17 protein-coding genes are annotated in these 17674 nt (G+C 62.1%); 15 read left to right on the forward strand and 2 right to left on the reverse strand.

What is annotated here, in order from left to right; translation table 11 throughout:
* The first annotated feature begins 265 nt into the window (after positions 1–265).
* The 15 genes from TU80_RS13715 to TU80_RS13790 all read left to right on the forward strand — a co-directional run bounded on the left by TU80_RS13715 (position 266) and on the right by TU80_RS13790 (position 16089).
* On the forward strand, positions 266–1888 hold the full coding sequence (locus TU80_RS13715) for a methyl-accepting chemotaxis protein (RefSeq protein WP_046384494.1): 1623 nt from the start codon (positions 266–268) through the stop codon (positions 1886–1888).
* On the forward strand, positions 1888–2400 hold the full coding sequence (locus TU80_RS13720; RefSeq protein WP_057004707.1) for a chemotaxis protein CheW: 513 nt from the start codon (positions 1888–1890) through the stop codon (positions 2398–2400). Before TU80_RS13715 ends, TU80_RS13720 begins: the two co-directional genes overlap by 1 nt.
* Entirely contained in the window at positions 2397–3656 is a 1260-nt protein-coding gene (locus TU80_RS13725; RefSeq protein WP_057004708.1) for a CheR family methyltransferase, read from the forward strand. The genes TU80_RS13720 and TU80_RS13725 overlap by 4 nt, the downstream gene beginning before the upstream one ends.
* On the forward strand, positions 3649–4350 hold the full coding sequence (locus TU80_RS13730) for a chemotaxis protein CheW (protein ID WP_046384491.1): 702 nt from the start codon (positions 3649–3651) through the stop codon (positions 4348–4350). Before TU80_RS13725 ends, TU80_RS13730 begins: the two co-directional genes overlap by 8 nt.
* Entirely contained in the window at positions 4347–6629 is a 2283-nt protein-coding gene (locus tag TU80_RS13735; RefSeq protein WP_057004709.1) for a hybrid sensor histidine kinase/response regulator, read from the forward strand. Before TU80_RS13730 ends, TU80_RS13735 begins: the two co-directional genes overlap by 4 nt.
* Positions 6626–7636: a chemotaxis response regulator protein-glutamate methylesterase gene (gene cheB / locus TU80_RS13740; protein WP_046384489.1), complete on the forward strand. Its 1011-nt coding sequence runs from the start codon at positions 6626–6628 to the stop codon at positions 7634–7636. Before TU80_RS13735 ends, cheB begins: the two co-directional genes overlap by 4 nt.
* Before the next feature lie 51 nt (positions 7637–7687).
* Positions 7688–8689, forward strand: a complete 1002-nt coding sequence (locus TU80_RS13745) for a response regulator (protein WP_046384488.1) — start codon at positions 7688–7690, stop codon at positions 8687–8689.
* A 240-nt stretch (positions 8690–8929) separates the two neighbouring features.
* Positions 8930–10025, forward strand: a protein-coding gene (gene prfB, locus TU80_RS13755) for a peptide chain release factor 2 (protein ID WP_098100956.1) whose coding sequence is annotated in 2 segments (ribosomal slippage) — positions 8930–9001 and positions 9003–10025 — 1095 coding nt in all. Because the reading frame shifts where the segments join, the coding sequence is not laid out codon by codon here.
* 70 nt (positions 10026–10095) lie between these two features.
* Positions 10096–11598: a lysine--tRNA ligase gene (lysS, locus tag TU80_RS13760; RefSeq protein WP_024073787.1), complete on the forward strand. Its 1503-nt coding sequence runs from the start codon at positions 10096–10098 to the stop codon at positions 11596–11598.
* 106 nt (positions 11599–11704) lie between these two features.
* Entirely contained in the window at positions 11705–12421 is a 717-nt protein-coding gene (locus tag TU80_RS13765; protein ID WP_017844698.1) for a TetR/AcrR family transcriptional regulator, read from the forward strand.
* A gap of 15 nt (positions 12422–12436) precedes the next feature.
* Complete coding sequence (locus TU80_RS13770; protein WP_017844699.1) at positions 12437–12985, forward strand: hypothetical protein; 549 nt, start codon at positions 12437–12439, stop codon at positions 12983–12985.
* A gap of 21 nt (positions 12986–13006) precedes the next feature.
* Positions 13007–14284, forward strand: coding sequence for a flavohemoglobin expression-modulating QEGLA motif protein (locus TU80_RS13775; RefSeq protein WP_017844700.1), 1278 nt, complete (start codon positions 13007–13009; stop codon positions 14282–14284).
* Between the two features lie 106 nt (positions 14285–14390).
* Positions 14391–15296, forward strand: a complete 906-nt coding sequence (locus TU80_RS13780) for an alpha/beta hydrolase (RefSeq protein ID WP_046490139.1) — start codon at positions 14391–14393, stop codon at positions 15294–15296.
* A complete protein-coding gene (locus TU80_RS13785; RefSeq protein WP_017844702.1) occupies positions 15293–15619 on the forward strand; it encodes a PA3694 family proteiin in 327 nt (108 codons plus the stop codon). The genes TU80_RS13780 and TU80_RS13785 overlap by 4 nt, the downstream gene beginning before the upstream one ends.
* Positions 15620–15738: 119 nt before the next feature.
* Positions 15739–16089 (forward strand): hypothetical protein, encoded by a 351-nt coding sequence (locus TU80_RS13790; RefSeq protein ID WP_046384486.1) that lies wholly within the window; start codon positions 15739–15741, stop codon positions 16087–16089.
* A gap of 47 nt (positions 16090–16136) precedes the next feature.
* Here TU80_RS13790 and lptF read toward each other — a convergent pair whose 3' ends face one another.
* Positions 16137–16922 (reverse strand): lipotoxin F family OmpA-related lipoprotein LptF, encoded by a 786-nt coding sequence (gene lptF, locus TU80_RS13795; RefSeq protein ID WP_017844704.1) that lies wholly within the window; start codon positions 16920–16922, stop codon positions 16137–16139.
* Positions 16923–16978: 56 nt separating this feature from the next.
* Positions 16979–17404 carry a DUF4398 domain-containing protein gene (locus TU80_RS13800; RefSeq protein WP_026139763.1) on the reverse strand — a complete coding sequence of 142 codons (426 nt, stop codon included), beginning with the start codon at positions 17402–17404 and terminating at the stop codon, positions 16979–16981.
* Between the last annotated feature and the right edge of the window lie 270 nt (positions 17405–17674).

Genomic DNA, 17674 nt, shown 5'->3' on the forward strand with positions numbered 1-17674 from the left:
TCCCGCCAGCGGTGGTCTTGGTTCCTCGGGTAATGAAATAGCGGCGCATGCCAGCGATGTCCTTTTGTTCGCAGGGACCAGCACGCTAGGCTCGGCGAGAAAAGCCCGGTAGTCGGACGCTTCGCGGGTTTTTGTAGGTTGGTTCTGTAATTACCCTTCGGGATGTTTTTGCATTCTGTGGGCACCACGTCGAAACCCATTGATAAATGAAGGCTTGTGCTCAGCTATACTCCCCCCCATTTGAATGGCTCTTCGAGGAAACACTGTGAAGAATTGGACCTTGCGCCAGCGGATTTTGGCGAGCTTTGCGGTCATTGTCGCGATCATGCTGCTGATGGTTGTGGTGTCCTACTCGCGGTTGCTGAAGATCGAAGCCAGCCAGGAATCGGTCCGGGACGATGCGGTACCGGGGGTTTACCTCAGTTCGATGATCCGCAGCGCATGGGTCGACAGCTATCTGCTGACCATCGATATCATCGGCCTGCGCGCAGATAAAACCCTCACCAGTGCCGATAAGACGGACTTCAAGTCTTTCGAAGCGCGTATTGAACAGCAGATGGCCAATTACGAAAAAACCGTCAACAGCCAGGCTGATCGCATGGAGTTCGATAACTTCAAGGCGGCGCATATCAACTACAACAAGGCCCTCGCCGAGGTGCTGGCGCGCATTGAAGCCAATGATTTGCCGGGTGCGAGCGTGCTGGTCGAAGAGCAATTGACGCCGATCTGGACCGAAGGGCGCATGAAGCTCAACGACATCATCACCGAAAACAAGAGCGTGTCTGACCGCGCCACATCGGCCATCGACGAGTCGGTGATGTCGGCCAAGCTCAGCATGGCGGTTTCGCTGATCATCGCCATCTTCGCCGCTGGCCTGTGCGGTCTGCTGTTGATGCGCGCAATCATGGCGCCGATGCAGCGTATCGTCGAGATCCTCGACGTCATGCGTACCGGTGACCTGAGCAAGCGCTTGAACCTGGAGCGCAAGGACGAATTCGGCGCGGTCGAAACCGGCTTCAACGACATGATGACCGAACTGACCGCCCTGGTGTCCCAGGCCCAGCGCTCGTCGGTGCAGGTGACTACCTCGGTCACCGAGATTGCCGCCACCTCCAAGCAACAACAGGCCACGGCTACGGAAACCGCGGCAACTACCACCGAGATCGGCGCTACTTCGCGGGAGATCGCCGCCACTTCCAAGGACCTGGTCCGTACCATGACCGAAGTCTCCACCGCCGCCGACCAGGCCTCGGTCGCCGCCGGTTCCGGCCAGCAAGGCCTGGCGCGCATGGAAGAAACCATGCACTCGGTGATGGGTGCGGCTGAGCTGGTCAACGCCAAGCTGGCGATCCTTAACGAGAAGGCCGGCAACATCAACCAGGTGGTGGTGACCATCGTCAAGGTTGCCGACCAGACCAACCTGTTGTCCCTCAACGCCGCCATCGAGGCCGAGAAGGCCGGTGAGTACGGCCGCGGTTTTGCCGTGGTGGCCACTGAAGTGCGCCGCCTGGCCGACCAGACCGCCGTGGCCACCTACGACATCGAGCAGATGGTGCGCGAGATCCAGTCGGCGGTGTCCGCCGGGGTGATGGGCATGGACAAGTTCTCCGAAGAAGTGCGCCGGGGCATGTTCGAGGTGCAGCAAGTGGGCGAGCAACTGTCGCAGATCATCCACCAGGTCCAGGCCCTGGCGCCGCGGGTGTTGATGGTCAACGAAGGCATGCAGGCCCAGGCCACCGGGGCCGAGCAGATCAACCACGCGCTGGTGCAATTGGGCGATGCCAGCAGCCAGACGGTGGAGTCCTTGCGCCAGGCCAGCTTTGCCATTGATGAACTGAGCCAGGTTGCGGTCGGTCTGCGCAGCGGCGTGTCGCGTTTCAAAGTCTGATGAGCGACCTCGCGGCTAAACTCGGCGTCGTCCCGGCAGCGAAAAAGGCGTTGTTCCTGGTGTTCCACATCGGCCACGAACGGTATGCCCTCAAGGCCACCGAAGTGGCCGAAGTGCTGCCGCGCCTGCCGCTCAAACCCATCGCCCATGCACCGCTGTGGGTGGCGGGTATCTTTGCCCATCGTGGCGCGATGGTGCCGGTCATCGACCTCAGTGCCTTGACCTTCGGCGAGCCGGCCCAGGCGCGGACCAGCACGCGGCTGGTGCTGGTCAACTATAAACCTGAGCCCTGGCTCGAGGCGCGTTGGCTGGGACTGATTCTGGAGCAGGCCACCGAGACCCTGCGTTGCGACCCGGCGGAGTTCAAACCCTACGGCCTGGACAATCCCCTGGCGCCCTACCTGGGGCCGGTGCGCGAAGATGCCTTGGGCTTGATGCAATGGATCGGCGTCGCGGATATGCTCACCGATGAAGTGCGCGCCTTGCTGTTTTCTGCCGAGCCGAGCCTATGAGCAACGACCCGCGCTTCTTTGCCTTCTTGAAGGAACGCATTGGCCTGGACGTGGCCTCGGTGGGCGAAGCCATCATCGAACGCGCCGTGCGCCAGCGCAGCCAGGCCGTCGCGGCCCACACGGCGGATGAGTACTGGCAGCACCTGCAGCACTCCCACGACGAACAGCAAGCGCTGATCGAAGCGGTGATCGTGCCCGAGACCTGGTTTTTCCGTTACCCCGAATCCTTTGCGACCCTGGCCCGTCTGGCCAAGGCGCGCCTGGCCGAGATCAACCAGTTGCGCGCGCTGCGCATCCTCAGCCTGCCCTGTTCCACCGGCGAAGAACCCTATTCGATCGCCATGGCCTTGCTCGATGCCGGCCTGGCGCCGCATCAGTTCAAGGTGCAGGGCATGGACGTCAGCCCGCTGTCGGTGGAGCGTGCCCAGCGCGGCGTGTATGGCCGCAACTCGTTTCGCGGCGGCGACCTTGAGTTTCGCGACCGCCACTTCACCGAGCAGGCCGATGGTTATCGCATCGACGACCGCGTGCGCGAACAGGTGCGCCTGCAAGTCGGCAACCTGCTCGACCCGGGGTTGCTCGCCAATGAGCCGAGCTACGACTTTGTGTTTTGCCGCAACCTGCTGATCTATTTCGACCAACCCACGCAAAAACAAGTGTTCGACGTGCTCAAGAACCTGACCCACGTGGACGGCGTGCTGTTTATCGGCCCGGCCGAAGGCAGCCTGTTGGGGCGTCATGGCATGCGTTCGATCGGCGTGCCGCAGTCGTTTGCATTCAGCCGGCACACCGAGCCAGTCAAGCCTGAGCCGATATTCGTGCCGATACCCGCGCCCGCGCCTCGGCGCAGCATCGCAGCGGTCCCGCCCAAGCCGCGACCGTTCAGTACGCTCAATGCCCAGGTGGTGCCGATCAAGGCGCCAGCGTCGGAGGCCGGCGACCTGCTCAGCCAGATCGCGACCCTGGCCAACGAAGGCAAAAGCGCCGAGGCCCGTGCCGCCTGCGAGCGTTATTTAAGTCAACACCCGCCGGCCGCCCAGGTGTTTTACTGGTTGGGGCTGCTCAGCGATGTGGCCGGCAACGCCCTGGACGCCCAGGGGTTTTATCGAAAAGCCTTGTACCTGGAACCGCAGCATCCGCAGGCCCTGATGCAGCTGGCCGCGTTGCTCGAAGCCCAGGGCGACATTGCGGCGGCGCGTCGGTTGCAGGCGCGGGCCGCGCGTAGCGAGCTGACAGTGAGCAAAAACCATGAGTAGCCCCAACGCGCTCGACACTGCGGGCCTGGCCCTGACGATGGACGACACCCAGGCCATCGACGATTGCTGGAACCGGATCGGCATTCACGGCGACAAGTCCTGCCCGTTGCTGGCGGACCATATCCACTGCCGCAACTGCTCGGTGTACTCCGCCGCCGCTACCCGCTTGCTGGATCGCTATGCGTTGCAGCAGGACGATCATCGTCCGGTCGCCGATACCCAGGCGAACGAAGACATCGTCACCCGTTCCCTGCTGATATTCCGCCTCGGCGAAGAATGGCTGGGGATCGCCACCCGATGCCTGGTGGAAGTGGCAACCCTGCACCCGATCCATTCCCTGCCGCACCAACGTTCCCGCGCGTTGCTTGGCGTGGCGAACGTGCGCGGCGCGCTGGTGGCGTGCCTGTCGCTGGTCGAGCTGTTGGGCCTGGACGCCATCAACCACGGCACGCCGGGCGGGCGCATCATGCCGCGCATGTTGATCATCGCCGCGCAGGATGGCCCGGTGGTGGTGCCGGTGGATGAAGTCGACGGTATCCATGCCATCGATGAGCGTACTTTGACGGCGGCATCAGCCTCCGGCACCCAGGCCAGCGGCCGCTTCACTCAGGGCGTGTTGCAGTGGAAGGGCCGTAGCCTGCGTTGGCTGGACGAGGCTCAGTTGCTGTCTGCCGTGACCCGGAGCCTCACATGACCCCCGACCAGATGCGCGATGCTTCGCTGCTGGAATTGTTCAGTCTGGAAGCCGATGCCCAGACCCAGATACTGAGCGCGGGCCTGCTGGCCCTGGAGCGCAACCCGACCCAGGCCGACCAGCTCGAAGCCTGCATGCGCGCCGCGCACTCGCTCAAAGGCGCGGCGCGGATTGTCGGGGTGGACGCCGGGGTCAGCGTGTCCCATGTCATGGAGGATTGCCTGGTCAGCGCCCAGGAAAGTCGCCTGTATCTGCAGCCGGAACACATCGACGCGCTGTTGCAAGGCACCGACCTGCTGATGCGTATCGCCACGCCGGGCAACACCGTGGGGCCGGCGGATGTCGAGGCGTATGTGGCCTTGATGGAGCGCCTGCTCGACCCGTCGCCGCCCACCGCCAAAGTGGCGCCGCCGCCAACTGCGCCTGCTCCAGCGCCCACTCCGCTGATTGAAGCACTGCCCGCCGAACCCGAGCCTGCGCCGTCCCTCGGCAGCGAACCGCTGCGTCAGAACAAGCGCATGACCGAAGGCGGCGAGCGCGTACTGCGTGTGACCGCCGAGCGTTTGAACAGCCTGCTGGACCTGTCGAGCAAATCCCTGGTCGAAACCCAGCGACTCAAGCCATACCTGGCCAGCCTGCAACGCCTCAAGCGTGTGCAGGGTAACGGTGTGCGTGCGCTGGACCACCTCGATGGTCACCTCAAGACCCTCGACTTGAGCCTGGAAGCCCAGGAGTCCCTGGCCGATGCCCGCCGCTTGCTGAGCGAAGCCCAAGCCCTGCTGGCGGAAAAAACCGCTGAGCTCGATGAGTTCGGCTGGCAGGCCGGGCAACGCGCCCAGGTGCTTTACGACACCGCGCTGGCCTGCCGCATGCGCCCGTTTGCCGATGTGCTCGCCGGCCAGGTCCGCATGGTGCGCGACCTCGGCCGCAGCCTGGGCAAGCAGGTGCGCCTGGAGATCGAGGGCGAAAAGACCCAGGTCGACCGCGATGTGCTGGAGAAGCTCGAAGCGCCGCTCACCCACTTATTGCGCAATGCCGTCGACCACGGCATCGAAACGCCGGAACAACGCCTGCTGGCGGGCAAGCCGGCCGAAGGCTTGATCCGCTTGCGGGCCTCCCACCAGGCCGGTTTGCTGGTGCTGGAACTGAGCGACGACGGAAATGGCGTCGACCTCGAACGCCTGCGTGGCACGATCGTTGATCGGCATCTGTCGACGGTGGAAACCGCCTTGAACCTCAGCGAGGAGGAGTTGCTGACGTTCCTGTTCCTGCCGGGCTTCAGCCTGCGCGACAAGGTCACCGAAGTCTCCGGGCGCGGCGTCGGCCTGGATGCGGTGCAGCATATGGTCCGCCAACTGCGCGGCGCGGTGGTGCTGGAGCAAGCGGCGGGGCAGGGCAGCCGTTTCCATCTGGAAGTGCCGTTGACCCTGTCGGTGGTGCGCAGCCTGGTGGTGGAAGTCGGCGAAGAAGCCTATGCCTTCCCGCTGGCGCATATCGAGCGCATGTGCGACCTGGCGCCCGACGACATTGTGCAGCTCGAAGGCCGCCAGCATTTCTGGCACGAAGGCCGGCATGTCGGCCTGGTCGCCGCCAGCCAACTGTTGCAGCGCCCGCCGGGGCAAGGTAATGACGAGACGTTGAAGGTGGTGGTGATCCGCGAGCGCGATGCGGTGTATGGCATTGCCGTGGAGCGTTTTATCGGCGAACGCACGTTGGTGGTGCTGCCGCTGGATGATCGGTTGGGCAAGGTCCAGGATATTTCCGCCGGGGCGTTGCTGGACGATGGCTCGGTGGTGTTGATCGTCGACGTCGAAGATATGCTGCGCTCGGTGGACAAGCTGCTCAATACCGGCCGCCTGGAGCGTATCGCCCGGCGCAGCCAGCAGGCCGCCGAAGCCCCGCGCAAACGCGTGCTGGTGGTGGACGATTCGCTCACCGTGCGTGAATTGCAGCGTAAATTGCTGCTTAACCGCGGTTATGAAGTGGCCGTCGCCGTCGATGGCATGGACGGCTGGAACGCCTTGCGCTCCGAGGACTTCGACCTGCTCATCACTGACATTGATATGCCTCGTATGGACGGGATCGAATTGGTCACACTCTTGCGCCGGGATGCTCGCCTGCAATCGTTGCCGGTGATGGTGGTGTCTTACAAGGACCGCGAAGAAGACCGACGCCGTGGACTCGACGCCGGCGCCGATTACTATCTGGCCAAAGCCAGTTTCCACGATGACGCCCTCCTTGATGCCGTAGTGGAACTGATCGGAGGCGCGCGGGCATGAGGATTGCAATCGTCAATGACATGCCCATGGCCGTGGAGGCGTTACGCCGCGCCGTGAGCTTCGAGCCCGCGCACCAGGTGGTGTGGGTAGCCAGTAATGGCCTGGAAGCGGTGCAGCGTTGCGCCGAATTGACCCCGGACCTGATCCTGATGGACCTGATTATGCCGGTGATGGACGGCGTGGAAGCCACCCGGCGGATCATGGCCGAGAGCCCGTGCGCGATTGTGATCGTCACCGTCGACCGCCAGGCCAATGTCAGCCGGGTGTTCGAAGCCATGGGCCATGGCGCCCTGGATGTGGTGGATACGCCGGCCCTGGGCGTCGGTAATCCCAAGGACGCCGCCGCGCCGTTGTTGCGCAAGATCCTCAATATTGGCTGGCTGATCGGCCAGCGCGGCAGCCGTGTGCGCGCCGAAACCGCGCCGCCGCGCAGCACCGGCAAACGCCAGAGCCTGGTGGCGATCGGTTCTTCGGCCGGCGGCCCGGCGGCCCTGGAAGTCCTGCTCAAGGGCCTGCCCCGGGACTTTCCCGCCGCCATCGTGCTGGTGCAGCATGTGGACCAAGTGTTCGCCGCCGGCATGGCCGAGTGGCTGAGCAGCGCCTCCGGCCTGCCGGTGCGCCTGGCCCGCGAAGGGGAGCCGCCACAAAGCGGGGTCGTGCTGCTGGCTGGCACCAATCACCACATTCGTCTGTTGAAAAATGGCACGCTAGCCTATACAGCCGAGCCGGTGAACGAGATTTACCGGCCGTCCATCGATGTGTTTTTCGAAAGTGTGGCCAGCCACTGGAATGGTGATGCCGTCGGCGTGCTGCTGACCGGCATGGGTCGCGACGGAGCCCAGGGGCTCAAATTAATGCGGGAACAAGGATATCTGACCATCGCCCAGGACCAGCAGAGTTCGGCGGTGTATGGCATGCCCAAAGCGGCGGCGGCGATTGACGCTGCTGTTGAAATTCGCCCACTGGACAGAATTGCGCCCCGACTGCTGGAGGTATTTGCAAAATGATCAATATCCCCGGTGGTGCTGGTTTGCGGGCAGTAATTCAGGTGATTGCAGATGAATGATTTACAGATCGACGGCATCAAGACCGACGAAAATGCCGCCATGGTGTTGCTGGTCGACGACCAGGCCATGATCGGCGAAGCCGTGCGGCGTGGCCTGGCCCATGAAGAAAACATCGACTTCCACTTTTGCGCCGACCCGCACCAGGCCATAGCCCAGGCGATCCGCATCAAACCCACGGTGATTCTGCAGGACCTGGTGATGCCCGGCCTGGATGGCCTGACGCTGGTGCGCGAATACCGCAACCACCCGGCCACGCAGAACATCCCGATCATCGTGCTCTCCACCAAGGAAGACCCTCTGATCAAAAGCGCGGCGTTTTCGGCCGGCGCCAATGATTATCTGGTCAAGCTGCCGGACAACATCGAACTGGTGGCGCGTATCCGCTATCACTCGCGCTCCTATATGACCCTGCTGCAGCGTGATGCGGCCTATCGCGCGCTGCGCGTCAGCCAGCAGCAACTGTTGGACACCAATCTGGTACTGCAACGGCTGATGAACTCCGACGGCCTCACCGGGCTGTCCAACCGCCGGCATTTCGACGAATACCTGGAACTGGAATGGCGCCGCGCCATGCGGGACCAGACCCAATTGTCGCTGCTGATGATCGACGTGGACTTCTTCAAGACCTACAACGACAGCTTCGGCCACGTTGAAGGCGACGAAGCCCTGCGCAAGGTTGCCGCCAGCATCCGTGAAGCCAGCAGCCGGCCTTCGGACCTGCCGGCGCGCTACGGCGGCGAAGAGTTCGCCCTGGTTCTGCCGAGCACTTCGCCGGGTGGCGCACGGCTGGTCGCCGAAAAACTGCGCATGGCCGTCGCCGCCCTGAAAATCCCGCACATCGCTCCGGCCGAGGGCGCGAGCCTGACCATCAGCATCGGCCTGTCGACCATGACGCCGGTGCAAGGCACCGATTGCCGCCAGTTGATCATGGCGGCGGACAAGGGGCTGTATACGGCCAAGAACAACGGGCGCAATCAAGTCGGTATCGAGTGATCCGAGGCCAGTGCCGGTCCACATGTGCGAGGGGCGGCGCGACGACTCGGCTTGCCCCCCGATGGCGGTGTGACAGTCACCGGGTGTAGGGCTGACACACCGCTATCGGGGGCAAGCCCCCTCTCACAGTGGATATTCACTGTTCTTGAACCTGCCTTTTCGCCAAGCGGACTGCCGTTTGCGCACGTTTGTCGTTATACTCGTCGGCTTTCAAAAGTTCGCCAACGAGTGCTGCCCGCCATGGAAATCAACCCGATCCTTAACACCATCAAGGACCTGTCCGAGCGCTCCGAAACTATTCGGGGGTATCTTTGACTACGATCAAAAGCATGAGCGTCTGACCGAAGTCAATCGCGAGCTTGAAGATCCGAGTGTCTGGAACAAACCCGAATACGCCCAGGAACTGGGCCGCGAGCGCGCAGCGCTGGCGCAGATCGTCGACACTCTCGACGAACTGAACACCGGTCTGGCCGATTGCCGCGACCTGCTGGACATGGCTGTCGAAGAAAACGACGAAGGCGCGGTAGGCGATGTCGTCGCCGAGCTGGCCCGTCTCGAGGAAAACCTCGCCAAGCTTGAATTCCGCCGCATGTTCAGCCACGAAATGGACCCGAACAACGCCTACCTGGACATCCAGGCCGGTTCCGGCGGCACCGAAGCCCAGGACTGGGCCAACATCCTGCTGCGCATGTACCTGCGCTGGGCCGACAAACGCGGTTTCGACGCGACCATCATGGAGCTGTCGGCCGGTGAAGTCGCCGGCATCAAAGGCGCCACCGTTCACATCAAGGGTGAATACGCCTTCGGCTGGCTGCGTACCGAGATCGGCGTGCATCGCCTGGTGCGCAAGAGCCCGTTCGACTCCGGCAATCGCCGCCACACCTCGTTCTGCGCGGTGTTCGTCTCGCCCGAGATCGACGACAAGGTGGAAATCGAGATCAACCCGGCCGACCTGCGGATCGACACCTATCGCTCCTCCGGTGCCGGTGGCCAGCACGTAAACACCACCGACTCGGCGGTACGTATCACCCACGTGCCGACCAACACCGTGGTCAGTTGCCAGAACGAACGTTCCCAGCACGCGAACAAGGACACCGCCATGAAAATGCTGCGGGCCAAGTTGTACGAGCAGGAAATGCAGAAGCGCAACGCCGCTTCCCAGGCGCTGGAAGACACCAAGTCGGATATCGGCTGGGGTCACCAGATCCGTTCCTATGTTCTGGACGCGTCGCGGATCAAGGATCTGCGCACTAACATCGAACGCAGCGACTGCGACAAGGTGCTCGACGGCGACATCGACGAATACCTGGAAGCCAGCCTGAAATCGGGGCTGTAAACCGCCAGCCCGACCTCAAGTCCCCCGTCAGTGGCGGGGGCAACGAACCTGTGATGGAAAATTTAAAGACATGAGCGACCAACAACTCGACCCGCAAGCCCTGCAACAGGAAGAAAACTCCCTGATCGCCCTGCGCAAGGAAAAGCTTGCTGCCGAGCGCGCCAAGGGCAATGCCTTCCCCAACGACTTCCGCCGCGATGCCTACTGCGAAGACTTGCAGAAACAGTACGCGGACAAGACCAAGGAAGAGCTGGCAGAGGCTGCGATCCCGGTCAAGGTGGCAGGTCGCATCATGCTCAACCGTGGCTCGTTCATGGTGATCCAGGACATGTCCGGGCGCATCCAGGTCTACGTCAACCGCAAGACCCTGCCGGAAGAAACCCTGGCCGCCGTGAAGACCTGGGACCTGGGCGACATCATCGCCGCCGAAGGCACCCTGGCCCGTTCCGGCAAGGGCGACCTGTACGTTGAAATGACCAGCGTGCGCCTGCTGACCAAATCCCTGCGCCCGCTGCCGGACAAGCACCACGGCCTGTCCGACACCGAGCAGCGTTATCGCCAGCGCTACGTTGACCTGATCGTCAACGAAGACGTGCGCCACACCTTCCGCGTGCGTTCGCAAGTGATTGCCCACACCCGCGCCTTCCTGATGAAGCGTGACTTCCTGGAAGTGGAAACGCCGATGCTGCAGACCATCCCCGGGGGTGCCGCAGCCAAGCCGTTCGAAACCCACCACAACGCGCTGGACATGGAAATGTTCCTGCGGATCGCGCCGGAGCTGTACCTCAAGCGCCTCGTGGTCGGCGGCTTCGAAAAAGTCTTCGAGATCAACCGCAACTTCCGCAACGAAGGCGTCTCGACCCGGCACAACCCTGAGTTCACCATGTTGGAGTTCTACCAGGCCTACGCCGACTACGAAGACAACATGGACCTGACCGAAGAACTGTTCCGCGAACTGGCGCAGCTGGTCCTGGGCAGCACCGACGTGCCGTATGGCGACAAGGTGTTCCACTTCGGCGAGCCGTTCGTGCGGCTGTCGGTGTTCGACTCGATCCTCAAGTACAACCCCGAGTTGACTGCCGACGACCTGACCGACATCGACAAGGCCCGCGCCATCGCCAAGAAAGCCGGCGCCAAGGTGCTGGGCTTCGAAGGCCTGGGCAAGCTGCAGGTGATGATTTTCGAAGAGCTGGTGGAGCACAAGCTGGAACAGCCGCACTTCATTACCCAGTACCCGTTCGAAGTGTCGCCGCTGGCCCGTCGCAACGATGACAACCCGAACGTCACCGACCGTTTCGAACTGTTCATCGGCGGCCGCGAAATCGCCAACGCCTACTCCGAGCTCAACGACGCGGAAGACCAGGCCGAGCGCTTCATGGCCCAGGTGGCCGACAAGGACGCCGGCGACGACGAAGCCATGCACTACGACGCCGACTTTGTGCGCGCCCTGGAGTACGGCATGCCGCCGACCGCGGGCGAAGGCATCGGCATCGACCGCCTGGTGATGTTGCTGACCAACTCGCCGTCGATCCGCGACGTGATCTTGTTCCCGCATATGCGGCCACAAGCGTAACCGTAGCGAAATCCGAAGCCGCCTTTTATAAGGCGGCTTTTTTATGTGGCGTAAATAAGCGTCAAGCAAACAGCGCCAGGTTTTGATCTTTTCAAGGATGTGTGTCGTGAACCGCGTAATCGCTCAGGAAGGAGCCGCTGGCATTGCCGCTGCCGTGGCTGAAAGTGTCCAGTACCAGGGCCGCAAGGCCAGTCGTCGGGGCAGCGAGCAACGCAGGCAAGATATTCTCGATGCCGCCATGCGGATCGTGGTGCGTGATGGTGTGCGAGCCGTGCGTCACCGTGCCGTGGCGGCGGAAGCTGGGGTGCCCCTGTCGGCGACCACCTATTACTTCAAGGACATCGATGACCTGCTCACCGATACCTTCGCCCAATACGTCGAGCGCAGCGCCGCATTCATGGGCAAGCTGTGGGTGCGTAACGAAGGCTTGTTGCGCGAGATGGTCGCGTATGGCGATGGCAGCCCGGAGTCGCGTTCGCAACTGGCCGATGACATTGCGCGGTTGACCGCCGATTACGTGCAGCGCCAATTGAGCAATCGTCGCGAGTACTTGATGGCCGAACAGGCCTTTCGCCAGGAAGCCTTGCTCAACCCGCGCCTGGCCGAGCTGGTGCGTTCTCACCAGCAGATCCTGTTGCAGGGTACCGGGCAGTTTTTCCAGGTATTGGGCTCGCGCGAGCCGCAACAGGATGCCAAAGTGTTGACGGCGATTATCGGTCGGATGGAATATCAGGGCCTGCTGGACGGCGCGGAACCGCTGAGCGCTGACGACATGCTTGAGATCCTCAAGCGTTACATGCATTTGGTGTTGGCCTCGGTCTGACACCGGGAGTGTCCAATGAAAGCCTGGCGTGTCGCGGTCGTCGCCTTGTCGTTCCTCTTCCTCAGCGGTTGCCTGGTGACCTTCAAGGAACCGCTGCCGGCCAGCGAGGCGGCGCCCGCTGCGCTGGTGGGCCAATGGACGAGCAAGAATGCCTGGGGCGAGCCGCTCAACCTGCAGATCAGCCGCGCCGGCAAACACCGCTACAAAGCCGTGAGCTACCCTCAGGCCAAGCCCGGCCAGCGTGATGAGTACGTGTTCAGCGTCTCGCGCCATGGCAATCGCTGGTATCTGTCGGCGCCGTTGCCGGGCAAACTCGGTGGGCATTACGTCCTGGCGGGGTTCGAACTCGACGAAACGCACGAATTGGTGGTCTATAACCTCGACCTCGAGCAAATTCACCAGGCCATCGGGCAGCGGTCGTTGCACGGCAGCACCGTGGACACCGTGGAAGGCCCCGGCGTACTGGTCGACAGCCCGATGGACCAGGTGTTTGCCTACCTGGATGACCCGGCCAATGCCGATGTGTTCGTTGAAGCTGCGCGCTACCGGCGTGCGGATAAATAACGTTTAAAGAGGAAGTACCGGGTGGACGATTACCAGCAGACGATACGCAGTTTGTCCGATCGCATTGTGCTGGCGCAAACACCGATCCGCGTCCTCGACGCAGTGAAATGGGACGACAACATTCGCCAAGGCTTCCTCAAGGCCAAGGGCAAGGCAATGCCCGCGGTAGACCGCGATTACTACCTGAACCGGCCGCTGTCGTTCGATTCGAGCGCGGTGAAGCTGGAGTTTCAGAACATCGAGCGCGACATCACCCGCCGCCTCGGCCAGTTCAGCCCCGTAGGGCAGATCATGCGCCGCATGTGCCGGGAGTACCGCATGGTGGTGCGTATGCTCGAAGCGCGCGGCACCGAGGATTTCGGCCTGATTTCCCAGGAACTCTACGGCGCCGCCTCCGATGCCTTCCATGCCGGCGACCCGACCCTGGCCGACCTCGGCCTGATGCTCTCCGACTACCTGAACAATATCGACGTGCGTGGCGACCTGAAGGACGAGGCCAAGACCCTCACCGCCAAGGACGCGGTCAGCCTGCTGCAAACCCGTCTGAACAAGGTGTTTGGCGAGGCCGAGGAAACCATCCGCGTGTTCGAGTCCGACGGCATCGTCGCCGACGCAGCGGCGGGGGCCGACTACATCAAGATCCGCGCCGATGCGATGTTCAACGAGCGCGACGTGCGCGCCCTCGAAGTGCATGAAGGCCTGGTGCATGTGGGCACCACCCTCAACGGCCTGAACCAGCCGATCTGCACCTTCCTGTCCAAGGGCCCGCCATCGTCGACCGTGACCCAGGAAGGCCTGGCGATCCTGATGGAAATCATCACCTTCGCCTCCTACCCGAGTCGCTTGCGCAAGCTGACCAACCGCACCCGTGCCATCCACATGGTGGAAGAGGGCGCCGATTTCCTGCAGGTGTTCGAGTTCTTCCGCGAGCAAGGTTTTGAAATGGCCGAGAGCTACGGCAACGCCAGCCGGGTGTTTCGCGGTTCGGTGCCGAACGGTCTGCCGTTTACCAAGGATTTGTCCTACCTCAAGGGCTTTATCATGGTCTACAACTACATCCAGCTGGCCGTGCGCAAAGGCAAGCTGGAACAAGTGCCGTTGCTGTTCTGCGGCAAGACCACCCTGGAAGACATGCGTACCCTGCGCCAACTGATCGACGAAGGCCTGGTGGTGCCGCCCAAATACCTGCCGGAGCAGTTCCGCGACATGAACGCCCTGGCGGCGTGGATGTGTTTCTCCAACTTCCTCAACCATTTGAGCCTGGATCGGATCGAGGCGGATTACTCCAACATCCTGTAAAGGCTGAACTGACCCAACCGGTCCAACAAGGTGGGAGGGGGCGTGCTCCCACCTTGTTGGACCTGCACACGCCTGAACATTTCGACTATCAGCGAGGCTTCAACGGATGAGAATCCTCGGCATTCTTTGCCTGTTACTCACACTGAACGGCTGCAGCTCCCTGCTGTTCTACCCGGAGCCCGGCTTGCCGTTCACGCCGCAAAAGGCGCACCTGGCGTATCGCGACGTCACGCTCACCACCGCCGATGGCGTCAAGCTGCATGCCTGGTGGCTGCCGGCCAAACCGGGAGTGCCGCTCAAGGGCACGGTGCTGCACCTGCACGGCAACGGCGGCAACCTGGCCTGGCACCTGGGCGGCAGTTGGTGGTTGCCGGAGCAGGGCTATCAAGTGCTGTTGCTGGACTATCGCGGCTATGGGCTGTCGCAAGGCAAGCCGTCGCTGCCGGCGATCTATCAGGACGTCGACGCGGCTTTCAGCTGGATCGACAAGGCGCCCGAAACCCAGGGCCAGCCGTTGATCGTCCTCGGCCAAAGCCTGGGCGGCGCGCTGGCCGTGCATTACCTGGCGGCCCACCCCGAGCGGCAGGCCCACCTCAAGGCCCTGGTGCTGGACGGCGTGCCCGCCAGTTATCGTGATGTAGGACAATTCGCCCTGAGCACCTCCTGGTTAACATGGCCGTTTCAGGTGCCCTTGTCTTGGCTGGTGCCCGACGCCGACAGTGCGATCAATGGCATGCCCCAGTTGAGCGGAGTCCCGAAACTGCTGTTCCACAGCCTCGATGACCCGATCGTGCCGCTGTCCAATGGCATCCGCTTGTATCAGGCCGCGCCTGCACCCAGGGTGTTGCAACTGACCCGCGGCGGCCATGTGCAGACCTTTGCCGACAAGACCTGGCAAACTGTGATGCTGCGTTATCTGGACGACCCGCAACACTTCAACGGCCTGCGTCGCCTGGGCGAGATTCCGAATTACCCTATTCCTAAAGTTGACTCATCAGAGAGCCCGCAATGAGCGAAGAACGCAACATGATCCCGCTGATCCTCACCGGTATCGGCACCATCATCGGCACCGTCGGCTGCCTGTGGTTTTATGGCTACCTGCATTTCGCCAAACCGGAAGACGCGTTGCTGCTCAGCGACTTCACCATGCTCAAGACCGTGCCCGGCGAGGACTACAAGATCTCCCTGACCCCGGCGGCGCAAGTGGCGCAATGCGTCGATGGCGTGCTGGTGATGTTCGATACCGAGCAAAAAGGCCTCAGCGGTGTGCTGGTGAACAACAAAAAGCAGGCCGTGCGTTGCGTCGGTCAGGAAACCCCACAGTTGCAGCAATAAACCGTTGCGCGCAGTACCGCCCGGCCTGAAATTTCTGGAACCGTTTTGCGTAAGACGCCACTGATTGGCTTGTCAGCGTTGCTGATAACAATCCTTACGAAAAAATCCGGGAGAGCGGTATGGCTATCAGTGCACTCGATAGAGCAATGGGCATGGTCAATGGGCAGAACAGCCTTGATCAGGGGGGCTTGCAAGAGGTTGGGCAGCAGCCGGGTAAGATGGGGGCCGAGCTGATCAAGAAGCTTCTGGAGAAACTGGAAGGCAGCAACGGTGCTCAGGGCGGTGGCGGTGCTCAAGGCGGTGGCGGTGCTCAGGGCAGTGGCGGTGCTCAGGGCGGTGGCGATTCCTCGGGCTCTGGCGGTTCCGGCGATCAACTGGATATGGAGAAACTGAAGAAGATGATGGCCGGGCGCCAAGGCATGGAAGCGATGATGCCGGACAGCGACAACGGTCGTAAGATCGGCGCCTGACAGGCAAAAAAAACCCACCGTTCAGGTGGGTTTTTTTCCAGCATCGATCAGTAAGCGACGGACGAACGTGGCTTGACCGGCTGGTTGTCGTTGGAGATGGTCACTTCAACGCGGCGGTTCATGGCGCGCCCGGAAACGCTGCCGTTATCGGCCACCGGGTATTCCTTGCCATAGCCCTGGGTCACGATGCGCGAAATGTCCACGCCTTGCTGGGCCAGTGCGCGCTGTACGGAGGCCGCACGGCGCTCGGACAGGCTCTGGTTGTACGAGTCGGAACCGGTGCTGTCGGTGTAGCCTTCGACGATCACTTTACGGTCCGGGTTATCGCGCAGGAACTGCGCCAGTTTGGTGATGTTGACCAGGCCGTTGGACTTCAGGTCGGACTTGTTGGTGGCAAACAGCACGTCACCAAAGGTCACCAGGGTGCCACGCTCGGTCTGCTTGGCGTTCAGGCTGTCTTGCAGTTGCTTGATCTGCGCATCGCGGGCATCGAGCAAGGCGCGGGCGCGCTCGTCACCGGCGTTTTTCAGTTTGGCTTCGGATTCGCGCAGCGCGATGGTGTCTTTGGCCACTTCAACGCGCTGGTTGGTCAGGTAGGCCAATTGGTCGACTTTCTTCTGGTCTTCCTTGTCGCGGTAAGCCTTGTCAGCCTTGTCCAGCCATTCGCTGGCGTCCTTGGTTTCCAGGGCCGCCACTTTGGTGGCTTGCGGGTTGGACTGCAGGGCCGAGAAGTTGGTCCGTGCATTTTCCAGGTTCGCGTTCGGCGGAGTGGAGCATGCTGCCAGAGCAACGCTCATCGCCAGCAGGGCAGGGATCATCAATTGTTTGCGCATAGTCGTGTCGTCCTTTCAATTCGATATCAGGTGCGATGCAGCCAAGGGGCGGCGGCTTATTTCTGTTGGATAGCAGCCGGGCGCATGCCTTCCTTGCGCAGTTCATCAACCGCTTTCTGCGAGTCCTTCACCGCCTGCTCGGCCTTGGCGGCCTGGGCTTTACGCTCAGCGACGCGGGCGTCCCATTCGGCTTGCTCGGCCAGGCGACGGGCTTCGTCATAGTTTTTGTCGTGCATGGCAATTTCGGCTTGCTTGAGCTTGTCCTGGGCCGACTTCATTTCCACGGCGGCGAACTCGGTGCCGCCGGCGCTGACTGCGCTGTTGACCGCAGACTGAGTCACCGCGTATTGCTCGGTCGGTGGGTTGCCAGCGCAGCCCGCCAGGACGAAGCTAGTGCCGATGGCCAACGCGGCCAGTTTGAGCCCGCGCAGGTGGTTAAACGTGGATTTGGCAGTGCTGGTCTTCATCGTCTTCAACTCCATTGGATAACGCCTCAAAAACATCAAAATCCATCGCACTGGTCAGCGGCTGCGGGCCCGGCGGTAAAGCACGAAACGCCTATTCAAACGGCCGTTCCAAGTGATGGCTTACTGGTTGTGACCTGCGGCTTTTTTCAAAAGTTCAGAGAAGATGGCTATTGGCCTGAAAAAATACCTGACTGATCGGTCAGTGCTTTTTGGCTTGAACTTTTGCCGCGCGCAGAGGTATGCCGGGCCCTTGTGAGGCCCGGAAATACGCGGGATGGAGGGTGT

Source organism: Pseudomonas veronii (assembly GCF_001439695.1).
GTDB classification, from domain to species: domain Bacteria; phylum Pseudomonadota; class Gammaproteobacteria; order Pseudomonadales; family Pseudomonadaceae; genus Aquipseudomonas; species Aquipseudomonas veronii.